General features: G+C 59.4%; 19 protein-coding genes and 4 pseudogenes. 18 read left to right on the forward strand and 5 right to left on the reverse strand.

The window, feature by feature from the left end; genetic code table 11:
• Positions 1-37 precede the first annotated feature (37 nt).
• Positions 38-520 (forward strand): annotated as a pseudogene (locus CMG77_RS15750) (diguanylate cyclase domain-containing protein).
• A 126-nt stretch (positions 521-646) separates the two neighbouring features.
• Here the strand turns inward: CMG77_RS15750 and ppc are convergent.
• Positions 647-3262, reverse strand: coding sequence for a phosphoenolpyruvate carboxylase (ppc, locus tag CMG77_RS03640; RefSeq protein WP_286903626.1), 2616 nt, complete (start codon positions 3260-3262; stop codon positions 647-649).
• An 806-nt stretch (positions 3263-4068) separates the two neighbouring features.
• Here ppc and CMG77_RS15755 point away from each other — a divergent pair.
• The 3 genes and pseudogenes from CMG77_RS15755 to CMG77_RS03650 all read left to right on the forward strand — a co-directional run bounded on the left by CMG77_RS15755 (position 4069) and on the right by CMG77_RS03650 (position 6872).
• Positions 4069-5700 (forward strand): annotated as a pseudogene (locus tag CMG77_RS15755) (diguanylate cyclase domain-containing protein).
• Between the two features lie 104 nt (positions 5701-5804).
• Positions 5805-6326 (forward strand): annotated as a pseudogene (locus CMG77_RS03645) (DUF21 domain-containing protein); the annotation flags it as partial.
• Between the two features lie 72 nt (positions 6327-6398).
• A complete protein-coding gene (locus CMG77_RS03650; RefSeq protein ID WP_286903644.1) occupies positions 6399-6872 on the forward strand; it encodes a CBS domain-containing protein in 474 nt (157 codons plus the stop codon).
• 8 nt (positions 6873-6880) lie between these two features.
• On the opposite strand, the gene CMG77_RS03655 is transcribed toward CMG77_RS03650, so the two are convergent.
• From CMG77_RS03655 to efp, 3 genes are all read right to left on the reverse strand, one after another.
• On the reverse strand, positions 6881-7255 hold the full coding sequence (locus CMG77_RS03655) for a PA4575 family protein (protein ID WP_286804455.1): 375 nt from the start codon (positions 7253-7255) through the stop codon (positions 6881-6883).
• A gap of 179 nt (positions 7256-7434) precedes the next feature.
• On the reverse strand, positions 7435-8382 hold the full coding sequence (epmA, locus tag CMG77_RS03660) for an EF-P lysine aminoacylase EpmA (RefSeq protein WP_286903627.1): 948 nt from the start codon (positions 8380-8382) through the stop codon (positions 7435-7437).
• Positions 8383-8448: 66 nt separating this feature from the next.
• Positions 8449-9021: an elongation factor P gene (gene efp, locus CMG77_RS03665; RefSeq protein ID WP_286903628.1), complete on the reverse strand. Its 573-nt coding sequence runs from the start codon at positions 9019-9021 to the stop codon at positions 8449-8451.
• 35 nt (positions 9022-9056) lie between these two features.
• Between efp and epmB the strand changes: the two genes are divergently transcribed.
• From epmB to CMG77_RS03675, 3 genes and pseudogenes are all read left to right on the forward strand, one after another.
• Positions 9057-10082: an EF-P beta-lysylation protein EpmB gene (epmB, locus tag CMG77_RS03670; RefSeq protein WP_286903629.1), complete on the forward strand. Its 1026-nt coding sequence runs from the start codon at positions 9057-9059 to the stop codon at positions 10080-10082.
• Between the two features lie 119 nt (positions 10083-10201).
• Positions 10202-11995, forward strand: a pseudogene (locus CMG77_RS16090) (cyclic-di-GMP receptor FimW-related protein).
• Positions 11996-12795: 800 nt separating this feature from the next.
• On the forward strand, positions 12796-14319 hold the full coding sequence (locus CMG77_RS03675; protein ID WP_502691743.1) for an EAL domain-containing protein: 1524 nt from the start codon (positions 12796-12798) through the stop codon (positions 14317-14319).
• A gap of 221 nt (positions 14320-14540) precedes the next feature.
• Here the strand turns inward: CMG77_RS03675 and serB are convergent, their stop codons facing one another.
• Positions 14541-15764 (reverse strand): phosphoserine phosphatase SerB, encoded by a 1224-nt coding sequence (gene serB / locus CMG77_RS03680; RefSeq protein ID WP_286804449.1) that lies wholly within the window; start codon positions 15762-15764, stop codon positions 14541-14543.
• A gap of 200 nt (positions 15765-15964) precedes the next feature.
• On the opposite strand from serB, the gene CMG77_RS03685 reads away from it, so the two are divergent.
• From CMG77_RS03685 to CMG77_RS03735, 11 genes are all read left to right on the forward strand, one after another.
• A complete protein-coding gene (locus CMG77_RS03685; protein WP_286804448.1) occupies positions 15965-17095 on the forward strand; it encodes a hypothetical protein in 1131 nt (376 codons plus the stop codon).
• A gap of 77 nt (positions 17096-17172) precedes the next feature.
• Positions 17173-18888 carry a bifunctional ornithine lipid synthase OlsF gene (olsF, locus tag CMG77_RS03690; protein ID WP_286804447.1) on the forward strand — a complete coding sequence of 572 codons (1716 nt, stop codon included), beginning with the start codon at positions 17173-17175 and terminating at the stop codon, positions 18886-18888.
• Positions 18889-19109: 221 nt separating this feature from the next.
• Positions 19110-19622, forward strand: a complete 513-nt coding sequence (locus CMG77_RS03695) for a hypothetical protein (RefSeq protein WP_286804446.1) — start codon at positions 19110-19112, stop codon at positions 19620-19622.
• 109 nt (positions 19623-19731) lie between these two features.
• The gene (locus CMG77_RS03700) at positions 19732-20034 is read left to right on the forward strand and encodes a cupin domain-containing protein (protein WP_286804445.1); all 303 of its coding nucleotides are present in this window, start codon (positions 19732-19734) and stop codon (positions 20032-20034) included.
• A 225-nt stretch (positions 20035-20259) separates the two neighbouring features.
• Positions 20260-20580 (forward strand): VOC family protein, encoded by a 321-nt coding sequence (locus CMG77_RS03705; RefSeq protein ID WP_286804444.1) that lies wholly within the window; start codon positions 20260-20262, stop codon positions 20578-20580.
• Between the two features lie 140 nt (positions 20581-20720).
• Positions 20721-20906, forward strand: a complete 186-nt coding sequence (locus tag CMG77_RS03710; RefSeq protein ID WP_286804443.1) for a glycine zipper domain-containing protein — start codon at positions 20721-20723, stop codon at positions 20904-20906.
• A 350-nt stretch (positions 20907-21256) separates the two neighbouring features.
• Positions 21257-21766: a GNAT family N-acetyltransferase gene (locus CMG77_RS03715; RefSeq protein ID WP_286804442.1), complete on the forward strand. Its 510-nt coding sequence runs from the start codon at positions 21257-21259 to the stop codon at positions 21764-21766.
• A gap of 14 nt (positions 21767-21780) precedes the next feature.
• Positions 21781-22839 carry an AraC family transcriptional regulator gene (locus CMG77_RS03720; RefSeq protein ID WP_286804441.1) on the forward strand — a complete coding sequence of 353 codons (1059 nt, stop codon included), beginning with the start codon at positions 21781-21783 and terminating at the stop codon, positions 22837-22839.
• Positions 22840-22934: 95 nt separating this feature from the next.
• Positions 22935-23459, forward strand: a complete 525-nt coding sequence (locus CMG77_RS03725) for a YybH family protein (protein ID WP_286804440.1) — start codon at positions 22935-22937, stop codon at positions 23457-23459.
• Between the two features lie 14 nt (positions 23460-23473).
• Positions 23474-24415, forward strand: coding sequence for an alpha/beta hydrolase family protein (locus tag CMG77_RS03730; protein WP_286804439.1), 942 nt, complete (start codon positions 23474-23476; stop codon positions 24413-24415).
• The gene (locus CMG77_RS03735) at positions 24412-24900 is read left to right on the forward strand and encodes a DUF1993 family protein (RefSeq protein ID WP_286804438.1); all 489 of its coding nucleotides are present in this window, start codon (positions 24412-24414) and stop codon (positions 24898-24900) included. Before CMG77_RS03730 ends, CMG77_RS03735 begins: the two co-directional genes overlap by 4 nt.
• The last annotated feature ends 36 nt before the right edge of the window (positions 24901-24936 follow it).

Consider the following 24936-nt stretch of genomic DNA (forward strand, 5'->3'; position numbering starts at 1 on the left):
CCTGATTCTCGGGAGCCACCAACAGATCGAGCGGGATCTGGCGACCGTCGACCAACTCACTCAACTCTACAACCGTCGCTATTTCTTTACCACCTGCGGGCCCCTGTTCGGGCAGTCTCAGGAGGATGGTCAGCAGCCCGTGGTGATCGGCCTGCGGNTNCTNAANCTGACCGAACTCAACCAGNGGCTCGGGCTGGANGCCGGNGATGACATTCTGCAGCGNGTTGGTAANGCCATACGCCGCTACCTGCGCCACGGACAGNTCGCCGCCCGGATGGGCGGCCGACGGTTTGCNGTGTTTCTACCNGACNGCACGGNGCATGATGCCGATCACCTGGCCCGGCAGATTGTCGCGCGGCTGGAGCATGTGCTGATGACCGACGCCCGGGGCGAGGATCTGCTGGTGCAGGTTCAGNTCAACTANCANGTCGGCNTGGCCCNGGANGNGGACACGCTGGAGACGCTCGTCCGGCGAGTCNGTANNGACGATNCCGACACNGNAAAAAACCCGGNGCNGTGACGCGTNANCGNAAGCACANTNCCCGNNCGACGNNNNGTGNNAGACGGNCNATGGTGGATGACGGCCTTTGGCCTTATGCCACCCTACCNACCAANGTCGNGGGTGACATAAAGCCNNGTNGCNGGATCAGCCGGTGTTNCGCATNCCNGCNGCNATACCCGCCATGGTCACCTTGAGCGCCTTTTCCAACTCCGGACTGATTTCCTTNCCNCTGCGGTAGCGCTTGAGCAATTCAACCTGCAGATAGCTCAGCGGGTCCATGTAGGGTTTGCGCACCCGCAGGGCGCGCTGCAACATGGGCTCCTCGCTCAACAGCTCGTCCTGATGCTTGATCCGGTTGATCAGCACTTCCAGCGCACTCAGGTCCGCCCGCAGNTGCTGCCCCAGNCCNTGCANCTCNGANGGCACCAGCTCTTTCTCGTAATAGCTGCAGATCGGCAGNTCGGCCTTGCCCACCACCATTTCCAGCAGNTCCAGGAAACTGGAGAAGAANGACCAGTTTTCCAGCATATCCACCAGAGTGGANGGCGCATTNTCCANNGCNTANTCCAGCGCCTGGCGGGTACCGAGCCAGGAGGGCAGGTTCAGGCGCACCTGCATCCAGGCAAACACCCAGGGAATGGCCCGCAGGCTGTCTACCCCACCGGTGGCCTTACGCTTGGCTGGGCGACTGCCCAGGGCCAGCAGGTTCAATTCCTGCTCCGGCGTCAGGCTGCGGAAATAGGGCACGAACTTCGGGTGGCCGCGCACCACATTGCGGTAGGCCTCCAGGCTGCTCTGAGCCATGCGCTCGATCAGGTCCCGCCACTCCTGGGACGGCCCCTTGTGCGGCATCAGGGTCGCCCGGAGGGTGGCCGACACATAGGTGGAGAAGCTGCTGAACGCCACGCGGGACTGGCCGAACTTGTAGCGGATCATCTCGCCCTGCTCGGTCACCCGGATCTGCCCTTTCACCGAGCCCGGCGGCTGGGAGGCCATGGCCTTCTCCACCGGGCCGCCACCGCGACCGACGGTGCCGCCGCGGCCGTGGAACAGAACCAGCTTGACGTTCTGTTGCTCGGCAATGTTTACCAGCTTTTCCTGCGCCTTGTACTGGGCCCAGGTCGCGGCGAACTTGCCGGCGTCCTTGGCGGAGTCGGAGTAGCCGATCATCACAGTCTGGCGGGCGCCGGTGTATTCCTGGTACCAGGGAATCTGCCACAGCCGACCCATCACCTCCGGCGCCCGATCCAGGTCGTCCAGGGTTTCAAACAGGGGCACGATGGGCATATTCCAGGTCATGCCGCATTCGCGCAGCAGCAACGCCACCACCATCACGTCCGACGGTTGCTGAGCCATGGAAATCACGTAGTGGGACAGGGTCTCCCGGGGTTCCTGAGCGATCACCTTGCAGGTGGCCAGCACCTCTTCGGTTTCCTCGCTCATGGGCCAGTGCGCCGGCAACAGTGGGCGCTTGTTGTTGAGCTGCTCGAGCAGAAATTCCTGCCGCTGCTCTTCGCTCCACTCCAGGTAGCTGCCCAGCTCCAGATACTGGGTCAGCTCGTCCATCGCCTTCACGTGGCGCTCGCCATCCTGACGGATATCCAGCGGCACCAGGTTGATACCAAAGCTCTGCACCCGGCGGATGTTGTCCAGTACCGGGCCGTTGGCGATGTGCGGGAAGCCCACTTCGCGCAGCGACTCGAAGCACATAAGCAGGGGCTCGAGCAGGTCTTTGCGCTCGGTGATCACCGCATCGTTCCACTCGGGAGAGCGGCCCTCAAGACGCGCTTCGGTCCATTCCAGAGTAGCCTGCAGGCGCTTGCGCAGCTCGCCGAGCAAATCCCGGTAGGGGGTGGCGCTGCCGGGGAAGCGGGCGCTCAACTCGGCACCGGCCTCATGCATGCTCAAATCGTTGCTCAGGCTCTGAATATCCTTCAGGTACAGGTCCGCGGCCATCCAGCGGCCGAGCAACAGGACTTCGCGGGTCACGCGGTGGGTCACATTGGGGTTGCCGTCCCGGTCGCCGCCCATCCAGGAGTAAAAGCTGAACGGTTGCAGGTCGACCGGCAGGCAGTGGTCGAGATGACGGCAGCAGAGCCGGTCCAGATGACGAATGAAGTCCGGCACCGCCTGCCACAGGCTGTTCTCGATAACCGCAAAGCCCCACTTGGCCTCATCCACCGCTGTGGGCCGCTCGGAGCGGATTTCATCGGTGCTCCAGATCTCTTCCACCAGCCGGTGCAGCCGGCCGCGGTGTTTGTCCTGCTCGTAGGTCAGCAGGTTGCCGCGCTGGCGGTCGCTCAGGGTGTGAACAATCTGGTCGTATTTGCGGATCAGGGTGCGCCGGGTCACTTCCGTGGGGTGCGCGGTGAGCACCAACTGGATATTCAGATCGCCGATGACTTCACTCAGGCGCTCCTGCCCGTAGGTGTCTTTCAGCTCGAGCAGCAGACTCTTCAGGCCGTCGTCGGGCTCCGCTTCGGCACTGGCGGAATACTCCTGATCGGCGATGTTGGCCAGATTCAGAAACTGATTGAAGGCGCGCACAATCGGCAGAATATCCCGATCGTTCAGCTCGCCCAGCCGCTCCACCAGAGGCGTGGAGTCCTCCTCTTCGGATTGTTGGATGGCTTTGCCCAGTTGGCGGATGTCTTCGATTTTCTGGAACAGGTCGTCGCCTTCGTGGTCGCGAACTGTATCTCCCAGTAATTCGCCCAACAGCCGAACATTTTCCCGTAAAGTCTCGGGCAGGGTTTCCATAAAGCTACCTCCAAATGGTCAGTTAGCGGGCCATTCTAACGTAATCTTGCGAAGTGAGCAGCGCCACACAAGATATCCACAGGTCAGGCGCTATCCACAGAATCTGTGCAAAAGGGTGTGAATGAATGCTGGGTAACTGACGCAGACCACGACCACTGCGGGGTTCAGCGATGGCGTTCAGTTTCTGCACAGGGCTCATAACCCTTGCTATTTTGCCCCAAGACATGAAAAATGCGCCATCCAGGCGAGCAGCTCACAGGCGCTCTCCTATGGGCCCGGATNCCNAATCCATTTGCCAGGGCGCCAATTCTGGCCAATGCTTGTTACAGTGGTCCCGACCNCCACCCATCCGAGCCACCGANTATNACGAGGANGTCTGCTTGCTGAGAGTGTCATTTGTTGTCGGGCTTTGTCTCAGCCTGCTCANGCTNTGGACGCCACTGGCCGCCGCCGAGCCCCGCAGTCCTCTGCAACAGACCGGCCGCTGGNTCGATTTNCCCCCCGACAGNGACGTCTCACNAGCCGCNCCACNCCGCCATCAACTGAACACGGTTTCCGTCCAACCCGCCGGCGGCGGTGTCCTCTGGNACGAACTGGAAGTGACTCTGGATGAGCCAGCAGAGCTGGTACTGGATTTCGCGAGCTCATCCACCCTCAATGAGTTTGTGCACCGCATCTACGACGGCGACAACCGCCTGCTCCTGACGCTCAGCGGTGGCCTGCAACAGGACCAGGATTACCAGTACTTCCTGCGCCACGGCCGATCNCTGAATCTGCCCGCGGGAGAGTACCGGATTCTCACCCGGATGGAGAGCCCGTTCTACCTGGCCCTGCCNGANCCCCACCTGTTTGACCGTCAAGACTACGAGCGCCGCATTCCTCTGACCCAAAGCCTGACCCTGGTCGGCCTGGGTATTTTTTTCGCCCTGATGTTCTATTACGCCGTCATGGCGGTGTGGCGACAATCCCGCACAGACCTGCTGTACGCNCTGTTCNTCCTCGGCAACCTGCTNTACAACGGCGCCGCCCTGTTGGTGTACAGCCAGTTGTTNGGCTGGACCTGGTTCTACCTGATCAGCACCCCCATTCTGTTTTCAAACGTCGTCTATATCGGGTTTGTCATGCGCCTGTTGCGCATNANCCGAGACACCCACCCGGCGCTGTTCTGGCTGGGCATGACGGCGATCGGGGTGCTGGTCAGCTTCTGGCCCCTGGCGNTGTTCGCGCCCAACTGGTCGCTTGANTTCTGNCGGGTCGGGGTCGCGATTTTTGCGCTNTACGGGCTGACCTGNGGCGTGGCNCGCAGCCTTCAGGGGAGCAAGGTGGCCCGNCTGTACCTGTTTGCCAACGCCGCCTTTGCGGTGCCGGCGCTNCTGGCCATCTCCATGAAGAGCACCAGCAACCCGATCTTTCTGGTCGAGCACCTGGGCATGGTGGCGGTGTTGATCGAGGTANTGCTGCTCGCCCAGGTGGTCAGCTATCAGATCGGCCAGGTGTANAAGGCCCGGGCCGAGGGNGAGGCNNCNNTGGAGCGGATTCAGCTGCTGGACAANCTGACCGCCCANGCNCCGGGNGTCATNTACCAGTTCGAAATGGCCCCGGACGGNCGCTTTCGNATGCCCTTTTCCAGTCGGCGNATTGANGAGTACCTNGAANTCACNCCCACNGAGGCCAGCGAGGATATCCANNCNGTCTTCGATCGGGTNCACCCNGAAGATTACAACGACCTGTTTGCCTCGATNATCCANTCCGCNCGCCACCTNACCACCTGGCATANCGAGTTCCGNGTGNTACTGCCCGTTCAGGGAATGCACTGGCTTGAAGGNNATGCCCAGCCGGAACGGCTGGANGACGGCACCACCCGGTGGTANGGGTTNATCAGCGATGTGACCGAGCGCAAACAGATTGAAGANCACATGCGCCACATGGCNCAGCACGACCCTCTCACCAACCTGCCCAANCGNGCNCTGTTCGCCGACCGGCTGGANCAGGCGCTGCGCAGCGCNCAACGCCACCGCACGCAACTGGCCCTGATGTTCATCGANCTGGATGANTTNAAAGTGGTGAACGATCACTANGGNCATGAGCTGGGTGACGAGNTGCTCAAGCANGTNTCCCAGGCCATGACCGTCAANNTGCGNGCNGCGGACACNGTCGCCCGCATGGGCGGCGANGAGTTTGTGGTNCTGCTGGACGACATNACCGGCCCCGANGAAGCCCACACGGTGGCAGAGAANATCCGTCANGCCTGTGCCCAGCCGTTTCAGNTNCGNCAGATNCCCATGCACATCNCCACCAGNATTGGCCTTGCGCTNTACCCGCANGANGCCCTCACCGACGCCGACCTGATTCGCGCCGCNGANCAGGCGATGTANCNGGCCAAGGAAGCCGGCGGCAATCAGATCCGCGCNGNNTCCGNGAANTATCCCNNNNCATAAGCCTCAANCNGCGCNGCNCNCCGTATAGACNCCTCCTNTGGGCAGGCCATCGAGTGCCTGTTATCATCCGGCACAACACGCCATTATCCGACCTGAGCCAAACCATGACACTGCTGATAGNCTACGTTCTGATCGCCCTGGGTATCTCGTTTCTATGCTCGGTGGCCGANGCGGTANTGCTNAGCNNNACCACNGCCTACACCAGNCTGAAGCAGCAGGAGGGNAAGCGNTCCGGCCTGCTNTTGGCNGAGCTGAAAGCCACCATCGANCGCCCNCTGGCCGCCATTCTGACCCTNAACACCATCGCNCACACCGCNGGCGCCGCNGGNGCCGGNGCCCAGGCNACNGNCGTATTTGGNAGCGCCTANCTGGGCCTGTTCTCGGCGGTACTGACTCTGCTGATTCTGGTGNTGTCGGAAATCGTNCCCAAAACACTGGGCGCCTATTACTGGCGNTCACTCGCCCCCATGACNGCCTACGGNCTGCACTACNTGATCATTGTNCTCTACCCGTTTATCAANATGTCCGAGTTCATNACCCGCCTGATCACCCGNGGTGGCAGNCAGTCNTCCGGGCTCGATCGGCACGAGCTGACAGTCATGGCNGATCTCAGCTCNGANGANGGCCANCTGGACGAGCGCGANTCNGGNATCNTCAANAANCTGCTNCTNNTGCGNCACACGCCCATCAAGGANNCCATGACGCCACGCACCGTGCTTTTTTCGGCGGACGAGGAGCAGACCATTCACGACTTTCTGACCAGTCACCACTCGGTGCCCTTTTCCCGTATTCCGGTGTATGCCGGTGACCCGGACAATATCAACGGGATTGTGCTGCTGGATGACCTGCTACTGGCCGAGGCCCGGGGCGAAGGCGATCAGCTCTTGCGACGTCACCGCCGCGCCATTCCCGCGCTGCTCGACAGCATGCCACTGACCCAGGCCCTGGAAGAGTTTCTGCGCGAGCAGACGCACATCATTCTGGTGGTGACGGAGTACGGTTCGGTGGTGGGCATCATCACCCTTGAGGATGTGCTGGAAGCACTGCTCGGGCTGGAAATCGTGGACGAAAAAGACAAAACCCGGGACATGCAGGAACTGGCCCGACGTCGCTGGCGCCGTCAGGCGGCTCGCCTGGGCGTATCTACCACGCCCGACGACGGTGAGCGCTAGTTCCGCGCCTACCAATCCAGGTAGACGTCCTTGGGATCAAATTTGTAGCTGACCGGAAACTGCTGGTGTGCGTCCCGCAGGGCATTGATACACCGCTGAGCCTCCAGGCACCACACGGGGTGAACATCATCACTGACCCGGTAGCCCTGAGCTCGCAAAGCGGCGGCTATCGCCCGCCGGGCGCCATTGGCCTGACCCAGGCAGTGATAGGGGCCCTGCTGCTGGGTTCTCGCCGGCCGGCGATGGTCCCCGGCAAAGGCAAACAGCGTGTAATGTCGCTGCTCATCCTGGCGCAGATGCATCTCCACCCGTTCGTGATCGCCTCGGATCATGACCAGGGGCTGGTCGTTGGCGGGAATCGACTCGTCGTAAATAATCTGCATGACGGCCTACCTCACTGAATTGTCGTTGTGAGGGTGTCGTCCCGTCTGCACGCGCTTTTGTTTGTCTCAACGTGCAGCCCACAGGGAACTACCGGCACCTACTATTAAGCGTATCAGGTGCCAGGCGGTTCACAAGCTAATGTCGTCATAGTATGACGCTATGATGACAGTTTCCTGCGTTACAGACGATCAACGTCGAAGGCCAGGACATCGGCAATATGGGACGCGCCGCTCAAGCACATCAGCAACCGATCCACCCCCAGGGCCACGCCGGCGCTGTCCGGCAGGCCAGCGGCCATGGCGGCGAGCAGTTTGTCATCCGAAGGGTAGACCGGTAAATCCAGGGCACGGCGTTTTTGTTGATCGGCGAGGAAGCGACCGCGCAACTCGTCGGCATCGGTCAGCTCCCAATACCCATTGGCCAACTCCATGCCGCCGATAAACGCCTCAAAGCGCCGGGCCACAGTCTGCCCCTGGTCGTCGGTGGCCAGGCGGGCCAGGGCGGCCTGACTGGCGGGATAGTCGTACACAAAGGTCAGGCCGTCGCCGAGGGAGGCCTCCAGCTCATGGGTCACCAGCAGATCGAGCCAGAAGTCCCGATCCTCGTCCTCCGCCTCGATATTGATTCGCGCTTTTGCCAGCGCCGCCAGCTCAGCCACCGAGGCGGTGTGCGGATCGATCTGCAGGTGCCGCTCAAACCACTGGCGATAGCTCAGGTANGTCACNTCCAGGCCNGGNATCANNAACTCGATGAGTGCCTGAACTTCCCCCATCAGCGCCCGGTCATCCCACCCGGTGCGATACCACTCAAGCAGAGTGAACTCCGGGTTGTGTTTGCGCCCCCGCTCACCGTTGCGAAACACTTTGCCCAGGGCGTAGATCGGCCCCGCCCCCGCCGCCANCAGGCGCTTCATGGCAAATTCNGGTGANGTCTGCAGNTAATAGGTNCGTCCCGCGCACTGAGCGGTGACCGAGTCGATAAACGGGTCNGTCACNGCCGCGGCGCCCATCACCGGCGCTTCNATTTCCAGCACCNCGCGCTCGGCAAAAAATTGCCGNATACGCTGGTACACACTCGCACGCAGACGCACAAGTTCCAGTGAGGCGGAAGGCTGCCAATCAGTCATGGGCGGAACATCAGGGAGGAGAAAGGAAAGCACCACCCGACCGACGTCGGGTGGTGGAGGCGGGCATCAGTCTTTGGACGCGCGCCCCAGGTATTCGCCGGTNCGGGTGTCCACACGGACCACATCGCCCACGTTCATGAACAGCGGTACCTTCACCACNGCGCCGGTGCTCAGNGTGGCCGGCTTGGTGCCGCCCTGGGCGGTGTCGCCCTTCAGGCCCGGATCGGTTTCNGTCACTTCCAGCTCCACGTGGTTGGGCGGGGTCACCGCCAGCGGCGCGCCGTTGAACAGGGTAATCACGCACTTGTCCTGCTCNTTGAGCCACTTGGCCGANTCGCCNACNGCGCTCTTGTCCGCCTGGTGTTGCTCAAAGGTNGTCGGCTCCATGAAGTGCCAGAACTCACCGTCGTTGTACAGGTATTCCATATCCAGGTCAGTCACATCAGCGCCTTCGAGGTTCTCGCTGCCNCGGAAGGTACGCTCCCACACGCGCCCGGTTTTCAGGTTGCGCAGCTTGACCCGGTTAAAGGCCTGNCCCTTGCCCGGCTTGACCAGCTCGTTCTCGACAATGTTACAGGGNTCGCCATCGAGCATGACTTTCAGACCGACGCGGAAATCGTTGATAGAATAGGTGGCCATTACGCCCTCTCGCTTCTCTGGATTAAAAGGCGCACATGATACATCGAACCGCTGCCACTTGGCAGGCCCCNGCCGGCAAAAGTGCCTCCCGCTGGCAAAACGAGCTNGCCGACCTGATTCGCTCGCCCCAGGAGTTGATCGCCCTGCTGGANCTGGACCCGGCCCAGNTGCCNGCGGCCCTNGCCGCCAGNCAGGANTTCGCCCTGCGGGTGCCNCGCGCNTTTGTCGAGCGNATGCGCAANGGNGACCCGGACGACCCNCTGCTNCGCCAGGTGCTGCCTCTGGGCGAGGAGCTTCAAGCGGCCCCGGGCTACAGCCAGGACCCNCTGGGCGAAGCCGACGCCAACCCCCATCCCGGGCTGATTCACAAATACCACGGGCGGGTGCTGNTGATCGTCTCCGGCGGCTGCGCGATCAACTGCCGCTACTGCTTTCGTCGCCACTTCCCCTACGCCGACAACAACCCCGGCCGGGCCCGCTGGCAGGAGGCACTGGATTACATCGCCGCCGACCCGAGCATCACCGAAGTAATCTACAGCGGCGGCGACCCACTCAACGCCCCGGACCGGCAACTGGCCTGGCTGACCGAACGGGTGGCGGCCATCCCCCACGTCAAACGCCTGCGGGTCCACTCCCGCCTGCCGATCGTGCTGCCCAACCGGATTGACGATGACTGTCTGGACTGGCTCACCGGCCATGGCCTGCATACCACGCTGGTGATTCACAGCAACCACCCCCGGGAGCTTGACGACAGTGTGGGGGCCGCACTGGGCCGGCTGCGCCGGGCGGGCATCACCCTACTCAACCAGGCGGTGCTGCTGCGCGGCATCAATGATCAGGCGTCCACGCTGGCCGCGTTGAGCGAAGGGCTGTTCGACCGGGGCGTCCTGCCCTATTACCTGCACCTGCTCGACCCGGTCGCCGGTGCCCACCACTTTGACGTTCCGGAGGCTGAAGCACGCGCTCTGATGGACCACCTGCGCGCCCGACTGCCCGGCTACCTGGTACCCCGGCTGGTGCGGGAAATCGCCGGGGAGCCGAACAAGACCCCCATAGCCTGAGCCGCCCGATCTGCTACCGACGGAGCGATCTGCTATAGTCAGGACAACTCAAGCCGGACCGCCGCCCCCCCCCAGTGCCGCGGCGACCGCCTCAGACAGGATAGTGAATGACCGCCGACATGCCGCCGAACGAGCTGCTGAACCGTTTCAAAGTCCCGCCCCAGGACCTGGACACACTGTCGTTTTGTNCCCCCAAGGCCGCCAAAGTCGCCGACTGGGTGCGCGCCTTGCCCATGACCCGCATCAGCTTCGTGAGCAGCCTNCTGTANAANGCNCTGCCNGAAATCGGCCGNCTCAAAACCACCCCCCAGGTNCGCCTGGACATGCTCGAGGCNCTGCGCNCCGCNGTNCAACAGGCCATTCAGGGGCTGACCCCGCAGTTTCTCAATCAACCCCTGATTCTGCCCGAANCNGCCCGCAAAACCGCCACCGTCGCCCAGGCCCTGCAAAAGCACATGAGCAACGCCTATCTGGTGACGGTGCGCGAGCTCGGGCAGGNNACCAANGGNGATNCCGANNCNNTGCAGAACCAGCGNGCNCTGGCGCTGCANCGNGCNATGACNGGNCTGGGNNTGNTGCTNNTGCGCAGCTANCANNTGTACACCCCGGTTCCCAGCCGACTGTGGCTGGAAATTCATACCCTGTACCANCTGGCCGAGCAGTGGCNNGTNCACCGCCAANNGGTGNCCGAACCTCTNCCCGGCCACCAGCAGACCAACACCATCGAGCGCTGCTANCAGCGNCTGCTGNTGCTCGCCAGCGCCCGNCCCAACCANCTGCGNCANACCGAAGTCAGCAACACCTANGACGNCCTGGAGCAACTNGCCCCACTGGCGCANATGGTGGCNTACGANCCNGCGCAGGAAGACAACCTGTTTGCNGTNGTGCTCGACAGCGACAGTGCGCCCNTNTANAAGTCCCGTCTGCCCGAAGCCCCCGGCGGGGCCATCCGGGAGCTGGATACTGGCCCGGTCGTGACCGCACTGGAGGACGCCCGAAAGGCGCTAGGCGCCAGACCCGGTGGCGGTCGGGACAGCCTGGGGCTGACGCTTNCCCTCAACGAGCACCTGAGCCACTCCTGGCACCTGCTCGCCCAGCGNAGCTTCGAACGGCGCGNNAGCGGCGGNCAGATGAATGTCACCATCGGCNTGTCCAACGTGCACTTCCAGATGGCCGGNGGNCANCCCTTCAAGCTGTTCATGAACCAGGCCACCCANGTACACCNNGAGGAANACGGTCTGTTNGGTGGGCGCCTNCCNACCGCCGCNACCGCCGAGCCGGACCCNTGGGGCTCCGCNTTCGANGCCGGCGGCGGCNNNCTGGCNGGNNACCACCTGGCCACCTTCAANATTGAGAACAANATTCGNCANCGNCAGCAGCAGGANTACCGGGGNGANCACCCNACCTTTCAGGTNCCNATCGTGGANGTCAGNCTGGGNGGNTACTGCCTGGANTGGCGCGAACAGGTNCCCACNCAGNTGAAAGCCGGNGANCTGCTGGGNCTTCAGGAAGTGGGCCGACTNAAATGGAGCATNGGGGTGGTNCGCTGGGTNCAGCANTCCCGGGAGTCCACCCTGATTGGCGTNCAGACNCTCGCCCCNCAGGCGACGCCNNTCGGNGCNGCGGTGATCTACAANACCGGCGGNNTCTCGGAATTNNTGCGCGCNCTGGAAATTCCNCCNCTGAANGCCATNAACCAGCCGGCCACCCTGATNACCAACGCCGTGACCTTTCACGAATACAGNAANGTGCGCCTNTACCGGCGCAACAGTGGTCANCAGGAAGACAACCATAGAACCCAGACCACCGTACAACTCACCCGGCGCCGNTTTTCCACCGGNGCCATNAGCCAATTCGANTTTCGNGAGCTGATGCCCGGCCAGNGCGANGCGGGTGANAGCGACGATTTATAGCGTCGTCACCCCGAGAACAGAAGGCTGATTCACAAATATCGCCATCAATGAACGGTTGTTGGCGGATNTATCAACATTNGTATTGAGGGTATTTGTCAATCAGTTANTATAGCCGAAACGAACAGGATTAAAGGGATGACAACCCCTGTCNGACGCACGGAAGCATTCATCGACCGAGCGGCCTCACAGACACGGGTCAGGCTTGCAAGAGAGTGCANTAACCTTTTATGGATCCCAACGAGACAATCCGCCTNCTGATTTTGAACGACTCCCGCTCAGAGGCCGAGCGGTTGANCAGCATGCTCCACAACGCCGGTCGCTCCAGTCGCGCCCAGCACGTCGACAGTGAGGAACGCCTGGGANAGCTGCTACANGAGCAGACCTGGGACCTGCTCATCGGTCATGACAAGACCACCAATGTCACTCCCGAGGCCGCCATTCGGCAGATCCGGCGCCTGAACCGCGATGTNGCCGTCGTNCTGCAAACCGACGANGAAAGCAGCGCGGCNGTGGTCGAGGGGATGAAGCTCGGCGCGGCCGATGTGGTGCGNCTGGACGAAGACCAACACCTGCTGCTGGTCATCCAGCGCGAAATGGACAACCGGGANCAGCGCCAGCAACGGCGCATCGCCGACCGCCGTTTCCGCGANGCCGAGCGCCGCAGCCAGGCCCTGCTNGANAGNTCCCGGGATGCCATNGCCTACGTNCAGGACGGCCTGTACCTCTACGCCAACGAATCCTTNGCCGAACTGTTCGGCTATGAGGATCGCGATGATATCGACTGCCTGCCGATCATGGACATGGTGGCCGAGAAGGATCACAAACAGCTCAAGCAATTCCTGAAAAACTTCACCCTCAAGGGCGATGACGCCGAGACCACCAAGGTTGAATTCGAAGGGGTCAAGCACAACGGCGAGGCCACCCATATCAGCCTGGAAGTCTCCCGGGCTACCTATGATGAAGAGCCCTGCATCCAGTTTCTGGCCCGCGCCGGCGTCGCCGAGACCAGCGAGGAGCTGGAAGCGCAGATCGCCCAGATCAAGTGGCAGGACCTGGCCACTGGCCTGTACAACCGCCAGTACCTGGTGGATCGCCTGGAAAAGATGCTCACCAGCGAGGCGGGCAAGCAGCCGGCAGAAGCCAGCCTGATCTATATTGATATCGACCACTACGCCGAGCAGGTCCACGCCGCCTTCGGTGTCGCCGGTGCCGACATGGCGCTGAGTGACATCGCCGCGCTGCTGCGCGAGCATGCCCAGGAGAATGACCTGCTGGCCCGTTTTGGTGACAACGCCTTTATTATGCTCGCGCCCAACATCAAACCCGACGCGGCGGTCATGCGGGCGGAGAAAGTCTGCAAGGCCATCGAAGACCACATCGTTGATGTGGATGGCAAAACCATTCAGTTGACCGCCAGCATCGGCGTCTCCCTGATCAACGACACCAGTTCCAGCGCCGAGTCAGTGATCGAGCAGGCGGTCAGTGCGATGGAAAAAGTCCGCACGGAAAACCAGGGCAACGCCGCGCGCCTGTACGAGCCGGAAATGACCGCCGATGAACGCAAAGAGCGGGATGTGATGACCGAGGTGCAGCACGCTCTGGACAACGACCGGTTTCGCCTCCTGTTCCAGCCGATCATCAACCTGCGGGGCTCGGACGACGAGTACTACGAGGTGTTGCTGCGCCTGCTCAACGCCGACAATGAGGAGGTGTCCCCCACGGAGTTCCTCGACGCCGCCGCGAAGATGAACGTGATTCACAAGATCGATCGCTGGGTGATTCTGGAGTCGATCAAGATGCTGTCCCAGCATCGCAACAAGGGCAACCACACCAAACTGATCATCAACCTGAGCGGCCAGTCCCTTTGCGACGACAGTCTGCCGCCCTGGCTGCGGGTCGCCTTCAAGGCCGCCAAACTGCCCACCGATGCCATTGTCTTCCAGGCCAGTGAGGTGGATATCACCAATCACCTGACCGCCGCCAAGGCGTTCGCCAAGCACCTGGAGAAATTCAACAGTTGTCTGAGCATCAGTGGGTTTGGCTGCTCACTCAACCCCTACAACGTCTTCAAACACGTGCCACTGGGCTTTGTGAAAGTGGACGGTTCATTCACCCAGGATATCCAGAACAACAATGAAAGTCCGGATACCCTGGTAGAGCTGATCAAGAAGTTGCACGAGGAAGACGTGACCACGGTGGTGCCGTTTGTGGAAAACGCCAGCGTGTTGGCGACCCTGTGGCAGGCCGGGGTGCATTACATTCAGGGGTATTATCTGCAGGAGCCGAGCAAGTCGATGGATTACGATTTCAATATGGAGAGTTGAGTTCGGCAACGGTAACGGCGGATGCGGCATCTAATCGCTGCGCTCGGCCCCTACGCGGATTTTCGGATTGTCGTGCACTCATGGTTGGGGGACGGCGGATGCGGCGTCTAATCGCTGCGCTCGGCCCCTACGCGGATCTATACCGCTGCGCTCGGCCGTAGGGCGGATAAGCCGAAGGCGCATCCGCCGTTACCGTTGTCCGAACATCCGCCGTCACCAACCTACGACAAATCCCCATGCTCCCGATCCCGAAAGCCCAACAAATACAAAATCGCATCCAACCCCAAGGTCGAAATCGCATGCTCCGCCGAGGCCTTCACCAACGGCTTGGCGCGAAACGCGATGCCCAACCCGGCGGCGTTCAACATGGGCAGATCATTGGCGCCATCGCCCACCGCAATCACCTGCTCCGGGGTAATGCCCTCGCGCTCGGCCAACTGCTTGAGTAGCTGCGCCTTGCGCGCGCCATCCACCACCGTGCCCGATACCTGTCCGGTCACCTTGCCATCGACAATCTCCAGCTCGTTGGCGTACACGTAATCCACACCCAAACGCTGCTGCAGAAAGCGGCCAAAGTACTCGAAGCCTCCCGAGAGAATCGCGGTTTTGTAACCCAGTTTTTTCAACGTGGCGATCAACTTCTCAGCCCCTTCGGTCAGACGCAGGTTGCGAGCGATGCCCTCAAGCACCGACTCATCCAACCCTTTGAGCAGGCTCAGACGCTTGGCGAAACTCTGCTGAAAATCCAGCTCCCCGCGCATGGCCGCTTCGGTAATGGCAATCACCTCATCACCCACGCCGGCGGCTTTGGCCAGCTCGTCGATCACCTCCGCCTCAATCAGGGTGGAGTCCATATCGAAACACACCAGGCGGCGATTGCGCCGGTAGGGGGTGTCCTTCTGAAACGCAATATCCACCTCCAGGCGGGTGGACAGCTCCATCAGATCCGCCCGCAGCGCCTGGGTGTCAGCCGGCGCGCCGCGCACGGAAAACTCCACACAGGCACTGCTGTGGGTATCCAGCGCATCCAGCGGCACACGGCCGGACAGGCGGTTAATGTGGTCAATATTGAGCCCGTGGCGCACGGTCACCGCCGTCAGCTCGGCAATCTGCTCGGCCATCACCTGGCGGGAGAGCAGGGTCACGATATGCCGCGGCTTGCCCTGCTGCTCCACCCACTCCTGATAGCGCTGGTGATCGATATTCTCAAAGCGTACCCGCACCCCGAGATCGTCGGCGCGGGTGCGAATGGCGCTCTGCAACGTCTCGGCCCTGGCCCGGCCGGGCTCCAGCGCCACCAGCATGCCGAGCGCCAGATCATCGTGAATCACCGCCTGGCCGATATCCAGGATGCTGGCGCCGAAGCCGGACAGCTCGGCCGCGAGCGAGGAGGTCACCCCGGGTTTGTCATCCCCGAAAACGTTGATCAGTACGATGTCTTTCACGCGGACTCACTTGATTGGCAATAAGGAATGGAACGGGCGGCAATTATACCGGTTCCCCGGGGACAGATGCCATGCGTTGATGTTTCTGTGGTCTTTATCAAATCCCCGGGCCAACGCGCTGGCATCCACAGGAACAACGCCCGTAAAATAGGCGACTTTGAAACGGGCGCCCCTACGGGTACCCACACTCAAGGATCTGCATGGCCCTCTACGCTCGACTCAAGCCCCACTGGCAACCGATTGCCGGCACCGCCCTGATTGTGCTGCTCGGCCTGTTGGCCGCCGGGTTACACGCCCGGGCGAGCCTGCACACCCAGAGTCAGCAACTGGACAGCTTCGGCCAGACCCTGGCCCGCAGCACCGCCCAACGCGCCGTGGACGCCACCCTGAGCCAGGACATGATCAGCCTGCAGGTGGTCCTTCAGGAGCTGACCCGCCACCCGCAGGTGATCGGGGCCACCATCCACGATGTGGAAAACCGGCTGCTGGTACAGAGTGGCTTCCCGCCCAGTGAGGCCGAGCCCGGTCAGTTCCGCCGCTACACCGCCACCATCGCCCTGGCCGACAACATCGCCGGGCACCTGCAGGTGGCCATGATTCCACCGGCCCTGAGCGGGGCCGACCGGCAGTTTCTGCTCCTGTGGAGCCTGCTGGTCCTGGCGGCCGCCGCCCTGCCCTGGCTGCCCGCGCTGCGCCGGCCACCGGTGATCGTTCAGGGCCAGTCAACGCCCGATGAGCAGAGCCCGCAGGTCTCGTCGGACGAATCGGCGGATGACGATGGCGACAAGGCCGATACCCCGCCGCCGGCCCAATTGCGCCTGCGACTAAGACTGCTGAATATGGAGACCCTCAGCCGTCAATTGAACGAGGAGAGCTTCGCTCAACAACTGAGCCAGTTCGAGCAACAACTGCGCAACATCTTGTCGCTGTACAGCGGCAAGCAGGTCGCCCTGTCGGGCGATACCCTGCTGATCGATTTCTTTGGCGAAAGCGACAGCGACTGCGCGTTCCGCGCTCTGTGTAGCGCCCAGTTGCTGGGGGAGCTATCCCATCTGAACCCGGGCCCGAAACTGAAACTCGCCGCGCGCATTCACCCGCTGCCCCACCGCGACCTGACCGCCGCGTTCCAGGATCAGCAGAGCGCGGCAACGCCCGGCGCCAGTGGCATCGAGATCGCGCCGGAACTGATTGACGACGAGTTGCATCAGCACCTTGAGCTGGACGCTGACACTGGTGTACTGATCGGGGTCAAGGCACCCTACCGGCAATTGCTCGACAAGCAGCAGGCGCAGCTACAGCGGCTAATCGGCGCCGACCCGGACGGTCATTAATCCTTCATCGCTCCGTCACCGGAGCGTCACAGTTCGGCCCTAGCCTCGGCGGAAGAGTCCACCGAGGTCAGCCGTTCATGCTCAATATCGAGGAATCCCTCAACCACAAATTCCCGCGCTTCGCCCGCAGCGCCCCCATGTTGCGCAAACCCACTCTGGGCCTGCTGCGCAAACTGGTCCACGAGCGCGCCATCAATCAGTTTCTGGAGGAGCACCGGGGCGCCCGGGGCCTGGACTTCATCGAGCGGATCTTCGATTACTTCAACTTTACCTACAGCGTGCCCCAGCGCGAGCAGAACAATATCCCCGCCCAGGGGCGGGTGGTGATCATCGCCAACCACCCCATCGGCTCGCTGGACGGACTGGCTCTGATTCATCTGGTCAGCCGGGTGCGCCCCGATGTCAAAATCGTCGCCAACGACCTGCTCAGCGCCTTTGAACCGCTGCTCGAGTTGCTGCTGCCGCTGGACAATATGACCGGCGGCGCCTACCGCCAGAGTTACAAGCGTATTCGCCAGGCCCTGGAGCAGGACCAGGCGGTGATCATCTTTCCCGCCGGAGAAGTTTCCCGCGCACGCCCCACCGGCATTCGCGACGGCGCCTGGCGCTCCGGGTTTCTGCACTTCGCCCGCAAGAGCGGCGCGCCCCTGCTGCCGGTCCATATTCAGGCAAAAAATTCCTGGCTGTTTTACAGCGCCTCCGCCGTGTTCAAACCCCTGGCCACCGCCCTGCTGGCCCATGAGATGTTCAACAAACGCTCCGCAGAAATCCGCTTCCGGGTGGGCGAACCCATTCCCGCCCGCGCTCTGGAAGCCAAAAACCTCGCGGACAAGCCGCTGATTCAACGCCTTAAAAAACACCTGTACAAACTCGGCCGGGGCAAGAAAACCCTGTTCGTCACCGAGAAAACCATCGCCCACCCGGAGCACCCCCTGCAACTGCAACAGGAGCTGGCCCGGGCTCAAAAACTCGGCCACACTCGGGACGGACAGACCATTGTGCTCTGCCAGTGGGATCAACACCCCACGGTCATGCGCGAACTGGGCCGACTGCGGGAAATTGCCTTTCGCAAAGTGGGCGAAGGCACAGGACGACGCCGCGACCTGGACCGCCACGACCAGAGCTATCAACACCTCGTCCTTTGGGACCCGAACCGCCTGGCCATCGCCGGCGCCTATCGCATTGGCGTCACCAGCGAGTTGATGGCGAAAGCCGGACTGGAAGGACTCTACACCGCCGAGCTGTTCCATCTAAGGCCGGCACTGAGGCCCTACCTGGAACAGGCGCTGGAACTGGGCCGCAGCTTCGTCAACCCGGACTACTGGGGCAAAGCCAACCTGGACTACCTCTGGCAGGGCCTGGGCGCCTACCTGCGCCACCACCCGGACATCCGTTATTTGATCGGACCGGTCAGCCTGAGCGCCGACTACCCCAAACCCCTGCGCGAAGCTTTGGTGGCCTACCACCAGCGCTACTACGCCATGCCCGCCGCCCTCGCCAGCGCCCGCCACCCGCACCTGATCGACCCGCAAAGCCGCATGGCCCTCAACCGCCTGTTCGTCCCCATGGACCGCGACGCCGCCTACGAGCATCTGAACACCAGCTTCAAAACCGCCGGCCATCCCCTACCAGTGCTGTTCAAGCACTACCCCGCCCTGTTCGAAGAGGGCGGCTACCACCTGCTCGCCTTCAGCGTCGATTCGGATTTTGGGGAGTGCCTGGATGGCCTGTTCCTCGCGGATCTGAGCAATATGAAAGCGAACAAGCGAAAGCGGTACCTGGGAACTGATTGATACCGCACAGCCCCCTTCAGGCCCTCGGAACCCAGTGGGCCTAGCGACATTTCCGTATAACCTCCCACACACGGAAACTTCCCCTATTTTAGGCCAGCCTCGTTATAGCGATGCGTTCTAAGCGTTGAGTGACGGAGCCTTCCAGGCATGTTATAAAAGCAGCCAAATGTGATAGACGGAAAGTTTCCGTTTAATAATATTGATAAAAGTCAAGGAAAGTCATGAAAGTACATCAATATTTGGCAGTAGGGTTTCGGCTACTTTCGATAATTGTATTCATTTACTCTTTGAGGCAAGTGGCAACATTTCTTTCTGTAGTGTTCACTGACACTTACTCGGGCATGCCCGCCTCGGCAGCTTTTTTCCTTATCATGGCTGTGATACCTCTGGGTGTTGCCATAACACTTTGGATGTTTCCCACTACGATAGCCAAAAAAGTAGTACCGCCGGAATCTGAGGACTCGGTCGTTCCTGAAAAGACATTTAGCATATTGGTCGCTTTGGTAATAACGGTAGGCTTGTACGCATTCTTTTACGCGGCAATAGACGCAATTTATTGGCTTACATACTCGTATTTATTGTCTTCTAACCCGGATGCGTATGACTGGACCTCAGCCGCGATGGACAGCGACAAAGCTAACATGCTTGCTACTGCATTAGAGTTCGCCGCTTCTCTGGCTATTATATTGCGGGCAAAATATATCGCTAACTTTCTTTACAGGGTTGCCAGGTAGTGCCTTTTAACAAACGGCTGTTGTCGCCCCTTCGAGGCTGGAACGGCCTTTCCGCCGCTTCGCGGCTAAAAGTCCGTCCCAAAGCCGGGCGTTGTGCATACAGTCAGCCATGAATAATATACTGTCTCAATTAAAGAGCGTGAATGAACGTTGGGCATCTATCGGTATCGGTGAAGTCAACGGATCACCGATTTCAGCCCGAGTAATGGAAAACGTAGAAGCCAGCTTCCACACTCATGAGAACTCAGATGAATTTTTCCTTGTTCTTTCCGGGAAGGTATTTATTGATACCGAGGAAGGAACAATTGAACTAAACGAAGGGCAATCACACACGGTAACCTCTGGCACAAAACACAGGGCTCGCTCCTATGTACGTTCTGAGCTAATCGTTGCCGGAGGTAAAAATGCATAACCGAGCACACTAATTCACCACCGCGAGCGGAGGTAGGACGCTCTGAACCTGAACCATTTTCACACTCAAAGTATCCATGGACGTGATTCAGGCCCACAGCCTCGTTATAGCGATGCATTCTAAGCGTTTCGTGACGGAGCTTTTCAGGCATGGTACAAATTCAACCAGATTCGGAAGACGGAAAAGTTTCCGTCTAACAATAGTTTTAAAAATTAAGGGAATACTGTGAAGAAACTTCATATAGCCATATCAACTGACAAGATCGCTGAAACCGTTGCGGATTACAGCCAACGACTGAATGCTGAGCCGAGCTTGGTCGTCCCTGGCGAGTACGCTTTGTGGCGAACCGCCACTCTGAATCTGTCTGTGCGTCAAGATGCTAATGCAGATCCAGGCTCTTTGCGGCACCTGGGCTGGGAAGACTCATCTGCAGGAGAGTTCACGCAGGATGTAGACGTAAACGGCATTGTTTGGGAGCTATTTAATGCCGACCTTCAAGCAGAGGAAATTAATGAGTTATGGCCTGACGCGGATTATCAGCCATGAGCTTTAACCAGCTATAGAATTACCTTGCCTACGGTAGCCAGCTCCTCGTAAGCTAGCGCCGTTGTGTTTGGCGCTAACAGTTCGCTCGCACCTCTACCGAGACGCCAAACAGTACCTCACGCCCAACAGGGAGAGACAAAATGGACAAGTTTTTCAAAGTGTGCTTTAGAAACAAAATGGGAATGGGTATCGCCACAGGAATAGCTATTGGAGCAGGATTTGGCGCCGCCACGGGAAACATTGCACAGGCCATAGGTTTTGGTGCTGCGTTCGGTATTGCACTTGGGGCAGTTTGGACTCGCCGTGGTAATCGTCAAGCCCGCTAACAGGAAGGATATCATCCCAATACGGGAGCCCTGCTTTGGGCGCTACCAGCATCTATGAAGAAACCAAGGATCAACGTTAGACACTACTGGGCGAAAACAGTAGATGGCGAATACGGAGGCCTGGCCAACCAGCTTTCAATTGAGCTTTTGGTCACCTTCATATTTGTCTCAATTTCGATATACAGCGTGATGACCGATGGACTAGGGCTCTTCTTTGCAGCCTTTCTCATTCCTACTGTGGGTTTCGTCGTTGCGTCCTTGACAACAATTTGTGCGATGATTTCAGCTTATAGGGACAGAAAGAAGAGTCGATAGCCGCACCGATACTTTAGACGCCCGAACAGAATAGTATGATATTTCGAGAAGCCGAACCAAAAGACGCGGAAGCAATTGGCCGGATAAGGGTCGCTGCTTGGAGAGCGGCCTATCAGCCGTTTATGCCAAAGGAGTTTCTCAAATCACTGAACGCCGCCAACAACCTGTCTGAGCTTAGAGCGCGGCTTGCCGATCAGAATTCTGACTTTACCCTATCCGTAGCAGAAGAGTGTGGACGGGTGGTAGCGTTTTCCATCGTCGGAAGACCTCGCTATGAGGCGGCCCCAGAAACAATAGAGTTGTGGGCTTTGAATGTTCTTCCCGAGCATTGGAGAAGAGGCATCGGAACCAGCCTTGTAGAACGGGCAATCGCGTTTTCATCCCGGTCAGGGTTCGAATGCATTGAGCTCTGGTGTATCAAGGGCAACACACCAGCTCAGGAGACGTATAAGAAACTTGGCTTCATCGAATCAGGCCAAGAAAGGTCTTCATCCCGGCTTACGGGGATTACATTGCATGAGTTGCATTATGCCAAAGTTCTCTAGAAAATCAGGCTGACATGCTATTAACAACACTAGCGCTACTCGACCTCGCATTGAGGGCTGCGACAACCGGGCAGTTGGTTCTGCTGGTTGGCGTCGGGCTTAATCGTAAACCAATTCGTGAAGGAATGTTGTTGCTACTGGCTGCCATAGCCTGCGGCATTGCCTATTTGTCGCTGACAGCGCCAGTACCAGACGCGGCCTACGGCATGACCCGCAACATACTGCTGCTCCTGACCGACGCCTGGGCCTATGCGCTCTGGTTGGCCGCCATGTATTTTTTCCAGGAGGGATTCTCCATTCGTCATACCCCCATTTGGGCCCGCCCGTTTGTCGCTCTGTGGATCGTCTGGCATCTTTACTTTTTTGGGTTCAGGGGTGGTGATGGCATCTACCACCAAATCAACCATGGCCTTTCCATTCTGGTACTCGCGCACATCATATACACGGCCCTGACGGGACTGTCTGATGACCTGGTGGACAAGCGCCGCCGTCTGCGACTGATGCTCAGCGGTGCTTTGGCGGCGTATGGTGCAATGTTGGCCATCGACCAGCTTTGGCTGGGTCGACTGCTGCAGTCGGCGACACTCAGCCTGGCAAACGCCACCCTGGTCTTTGCCAGTGTTACGTGGTTTAGCGTGTACCTGCTTCGTACCAATAAGGGGTCGGTGTTCTCGGAACCAGATAGCGGCTTCGACACACGCTCTCAAACGGCGCTTCCTCACGAGTACCTTAACCTGAAGCGCGCCCTGGACGACTTTATTGAGCGAGGCGACTACATGCAGCCTGAGTTAGATATAGCGTCCATGGCCTCCCAACTAGGCGATAAAGAGCACCGGCTACGCCGCCTGATCAACCGCCAACTCGGCTTTCAGAACTTCAGTGGTTTCCTCAATCAGCTACGAATTCAGAAGGCTCGTCAATGGCTCGCGTCGCCCCAACACGCCTCCACTCCCATAATGAATATCGCACTTGATCTGGGGTATGGCTCTATCGGACCATTCAATCGCGCGTTCAAGCGCCACACCGGGCTGACGCCGACGCAATACCGGGCCCAATTTCACAATCGGCTATAAGTTTTTGAAATCGGCAAGACTTTTTCCCATGTAAAACAGATAGTTACTCCCGTGCCTGAAAGTCCACACATACTGTTGACGCATGGAGATCGACAATGAAATTACTTCTGATAACCACGTTTTTACTGCTACTGGCATCGCTGTCGTCGGCCCAGAGCTTTTACCCTGTACCGGACTATCGCGACTACGGCATTCCCAACCCGCAAGAGCAGACGCAAGAGATTGACGCCTTTATCCTCGAATTTCGAAAAGCATGGCGTAATCAAGACGCAGCCGCCGTAGCCGCTTCACACACGCAGGATGTGGAGTGGATCAATGCGTTTGGCCGCACGTTTCGTGGACGGGACAATCTCCAGGTGTTTCTGGAGACCGTTCTTTTCCCCGGCTTTTCTCCTGCACAGTGGCAAGAGGCCATGGCCTCCTATCGTCCGGTATCCAGGCACTATTTGGGGGAGGTTGTTGTTATCAACAGTCAGTTGCACAGCTCGCCCGGATCAGCGGTCGACGGAGATCAGCGCCGGGTGTCCCTGAACTTTGTCCTGGTCAGACAAGCCGGGCAGTGGCAGATAGCACAACAGATCATCTCGGACCTCAGGCCGCGCCGCACACCCGGTCAATAAGGAGCAACGGTACAATGCGTATACTGATAGTCCTGACATGGCTTTTGGCACTCCCCACAGGTGCCAACGAACAGCGGGTAACCAATGGTTCAGGTCACTACACCTACTCATCTGGCGCTGGCCAGCAGCAAACCCGACTCAAGGTCTACTACCACCAGCCCGACTCTTTTGCGCCCTCCTCACCTGTACTCCTGGTGTTGCCCGGTGCCGGACGCAATGCATGGGACTACCGGGATGCCTGGAAAACCGCATCCGAGAAATACGGAGTGCTGGTCATCTCGCCACACTACGCAGAGGAACGGTACCCGGAGTTCTGGAACTACAATATCGCGGGAATGCTTACCAATGTGACGATCAATGAAGCCAGGACCGGGTTCGCAAGCTACGAGATCACTCAGAACCCACGACGATGGCTTTTCAAGGATTTTGACGGCATTTTCCTGGATGCCCGCAAGCGGTTCGGAATCGATGCGGACCGCTACGATATGTTCGGGCACTCCGCAGGTGGCCAAATAATCCACCGGTTCGCACTGTTTGGTACCAGCGTCCATGCGGATCGGTTAATTGCCGCCAACGCCGGGTGGTACACACTACCGGACTTCGACGTCAAGTTTCCCTTTGGTTTAAAAGGGAGTCCCTTATCGGAAAAGACGCACCGTATAGCGTTCTCGAGAAATCTGGTGGTATTTCTCGGCGAGCTGGACAACGCCGATGAAACCCGGGGCCACCTTGCCCGGAACGATAAACTCGACGTGCAAGGGTTGCACCGTTTCTCGCGCGGCCAGTATTTTTACCGCGAATCAAAAGCCATTGCCGAGGATATAGACGCCGACTTTACGTGGCAAAAAATCCATGTACCAGGAGTGGGGCACGACTACCGTCGAATGAGCGAGAAAGCCGCTCAATACCTGTACACCCCAAAAAACCAAGAACATTCACGACAGGAACCACAATGAACCATAGTATCAAGAAGGTGTTTCAACGCTATTTGTCCCAACTGGATACAATAGTCGCCAAGATCCCTCCGGAAACGTTCGCATCGTCACTCGCTGACGACATGTTCAATCTGGAGACGAACGCCAAAATCGCGGCCAACTTTATACTTCGAGGGTATTGCCCGTTGATAAACAGGAAAATCGTCTCCTTCATCAAGGAGGAATCAGGCAAAGCGGCTATTCAAGCCCAAATAACGGAAACGGCAAATTACCTGAACGGTCTTCCAGAAGCTCAACAGCTCGACGCTACCAGACACTTGAGGGATAAAGCCGGCTTCTCTGAAGTAGACCTTCCGGAGCCCGAGTTCATATACCACTATATTATTCCAAATTTTCTGTTTCACGCGAGTATGGTCTATGCAATAGCCCGGGCAAACGGAGTCAAGCTGAGCAAGGGAGATTACGACGGTATTCATTCATACCCTGCAGGATTCTGCTTTTTGTAACGGATTTGAATTACCACGAAACTCACCACTCAGAGT

The organism is Marinimicrobium sp. (genome assembly GCF_002695945.1).
GTDB classification, from domain to species: domain Bacteria; phylum Pseudomonadota; class Gammaproteobacteria; order Pseudomonadales; family Cellvibrionaceae; genus Marinimicrobium; species Marinimicrobium koreense.

Bases quoted from the DNA above. Each gene is read 5' to 3' on its own strand.
- CMG77_RS03700 (WP_286804445.1), top strand. From the start codon at position 19,732: ATGAATAATATACTGTCTCAATTAAAGAGCGTGAATGAACGTTGGGCA.
- CMG77_RS03685 (WP_286804448.1), top strand. From the start codon at position 15,965: ATGGCCCTCTACGCTCGACTCAAGCCCCACTGGCAACCGATTGCCGGC.
- olsF (WP_286804447.1), top strand. From the start codon at position 17,173: ATGCTCAATATCGAGGAATCCCTCAACCACAAATTCCCGCGCTTCGCC.
- CMG77_RS03710 (WP_286804443.1), top strand. From the start codon at position 20,721: ATGGACAAGTTTTTCAAAGTGTGCTTTAGAAACAAAATGGGAATGGGT.
- CMG77_RS03695 (WP_286804446.1), top strand. From the start codon at position 19,110: ATGAAAGTACATCAATATTTGGCAGTAGGGTTTCGGCTACTTTCGATA.
- CMG77_RS03725 (WP_286804440.1), top strand. From the start codon at position 22,935: ATGAAATTACTTCTGATAACCACGTTTTTACTGCTACTGGCATCGCTG.
- CMG77_RS03655 (WP_286804455.1), bottom strand. From the start codon at position 7,255: ATGCAGATTATTTACGACGAGTCGATTCCCGCCAACGACCAGCCCCTG.
- CMG77_RS03715 (WP_286804442.1), top strand. From the start codon at position 21,257: ATGATATTTCGAGAAGCCGAACCAAAAGACGCGGAAGCAATTGGCCGG.
- CMG77_RS03730 (WP_286804439.1), top strand. From the start codon at position 23,474: ATGCGTATACTGATAGTCCTGACATGGCTTTTGGCACTCCCCACAGGT.
- CMG77_RS03650 (WP_286903644.1), top strand. From the start codon at position 6,399: ATGACGCCACGCACCGTGCTTTTTTCGGCGGACGAGGAGCAGACCATT.
- CMG77_RS03675 (WP_502691743.1), top strand. From the start codon at position 12,796: ATGGTGGCCGAGAAGGATCACAAACAGCTCAAGCAATTCCTGAAAAAC.
- CMG77_RS03720 (WP_286804441.1), top strand. From the start codon at position 21,781: ATGCTATTAACAACACTAGCGCTACTCGACCTCGCATTGAGGGCTGCG.
- CMG77_RS03735 (WP_286804438.1), top strand. From the start codon at position 24,412: ATGAACCATAGTATCAAGAAGGTGTTTCAACGCTATTTGTCCCAACTG.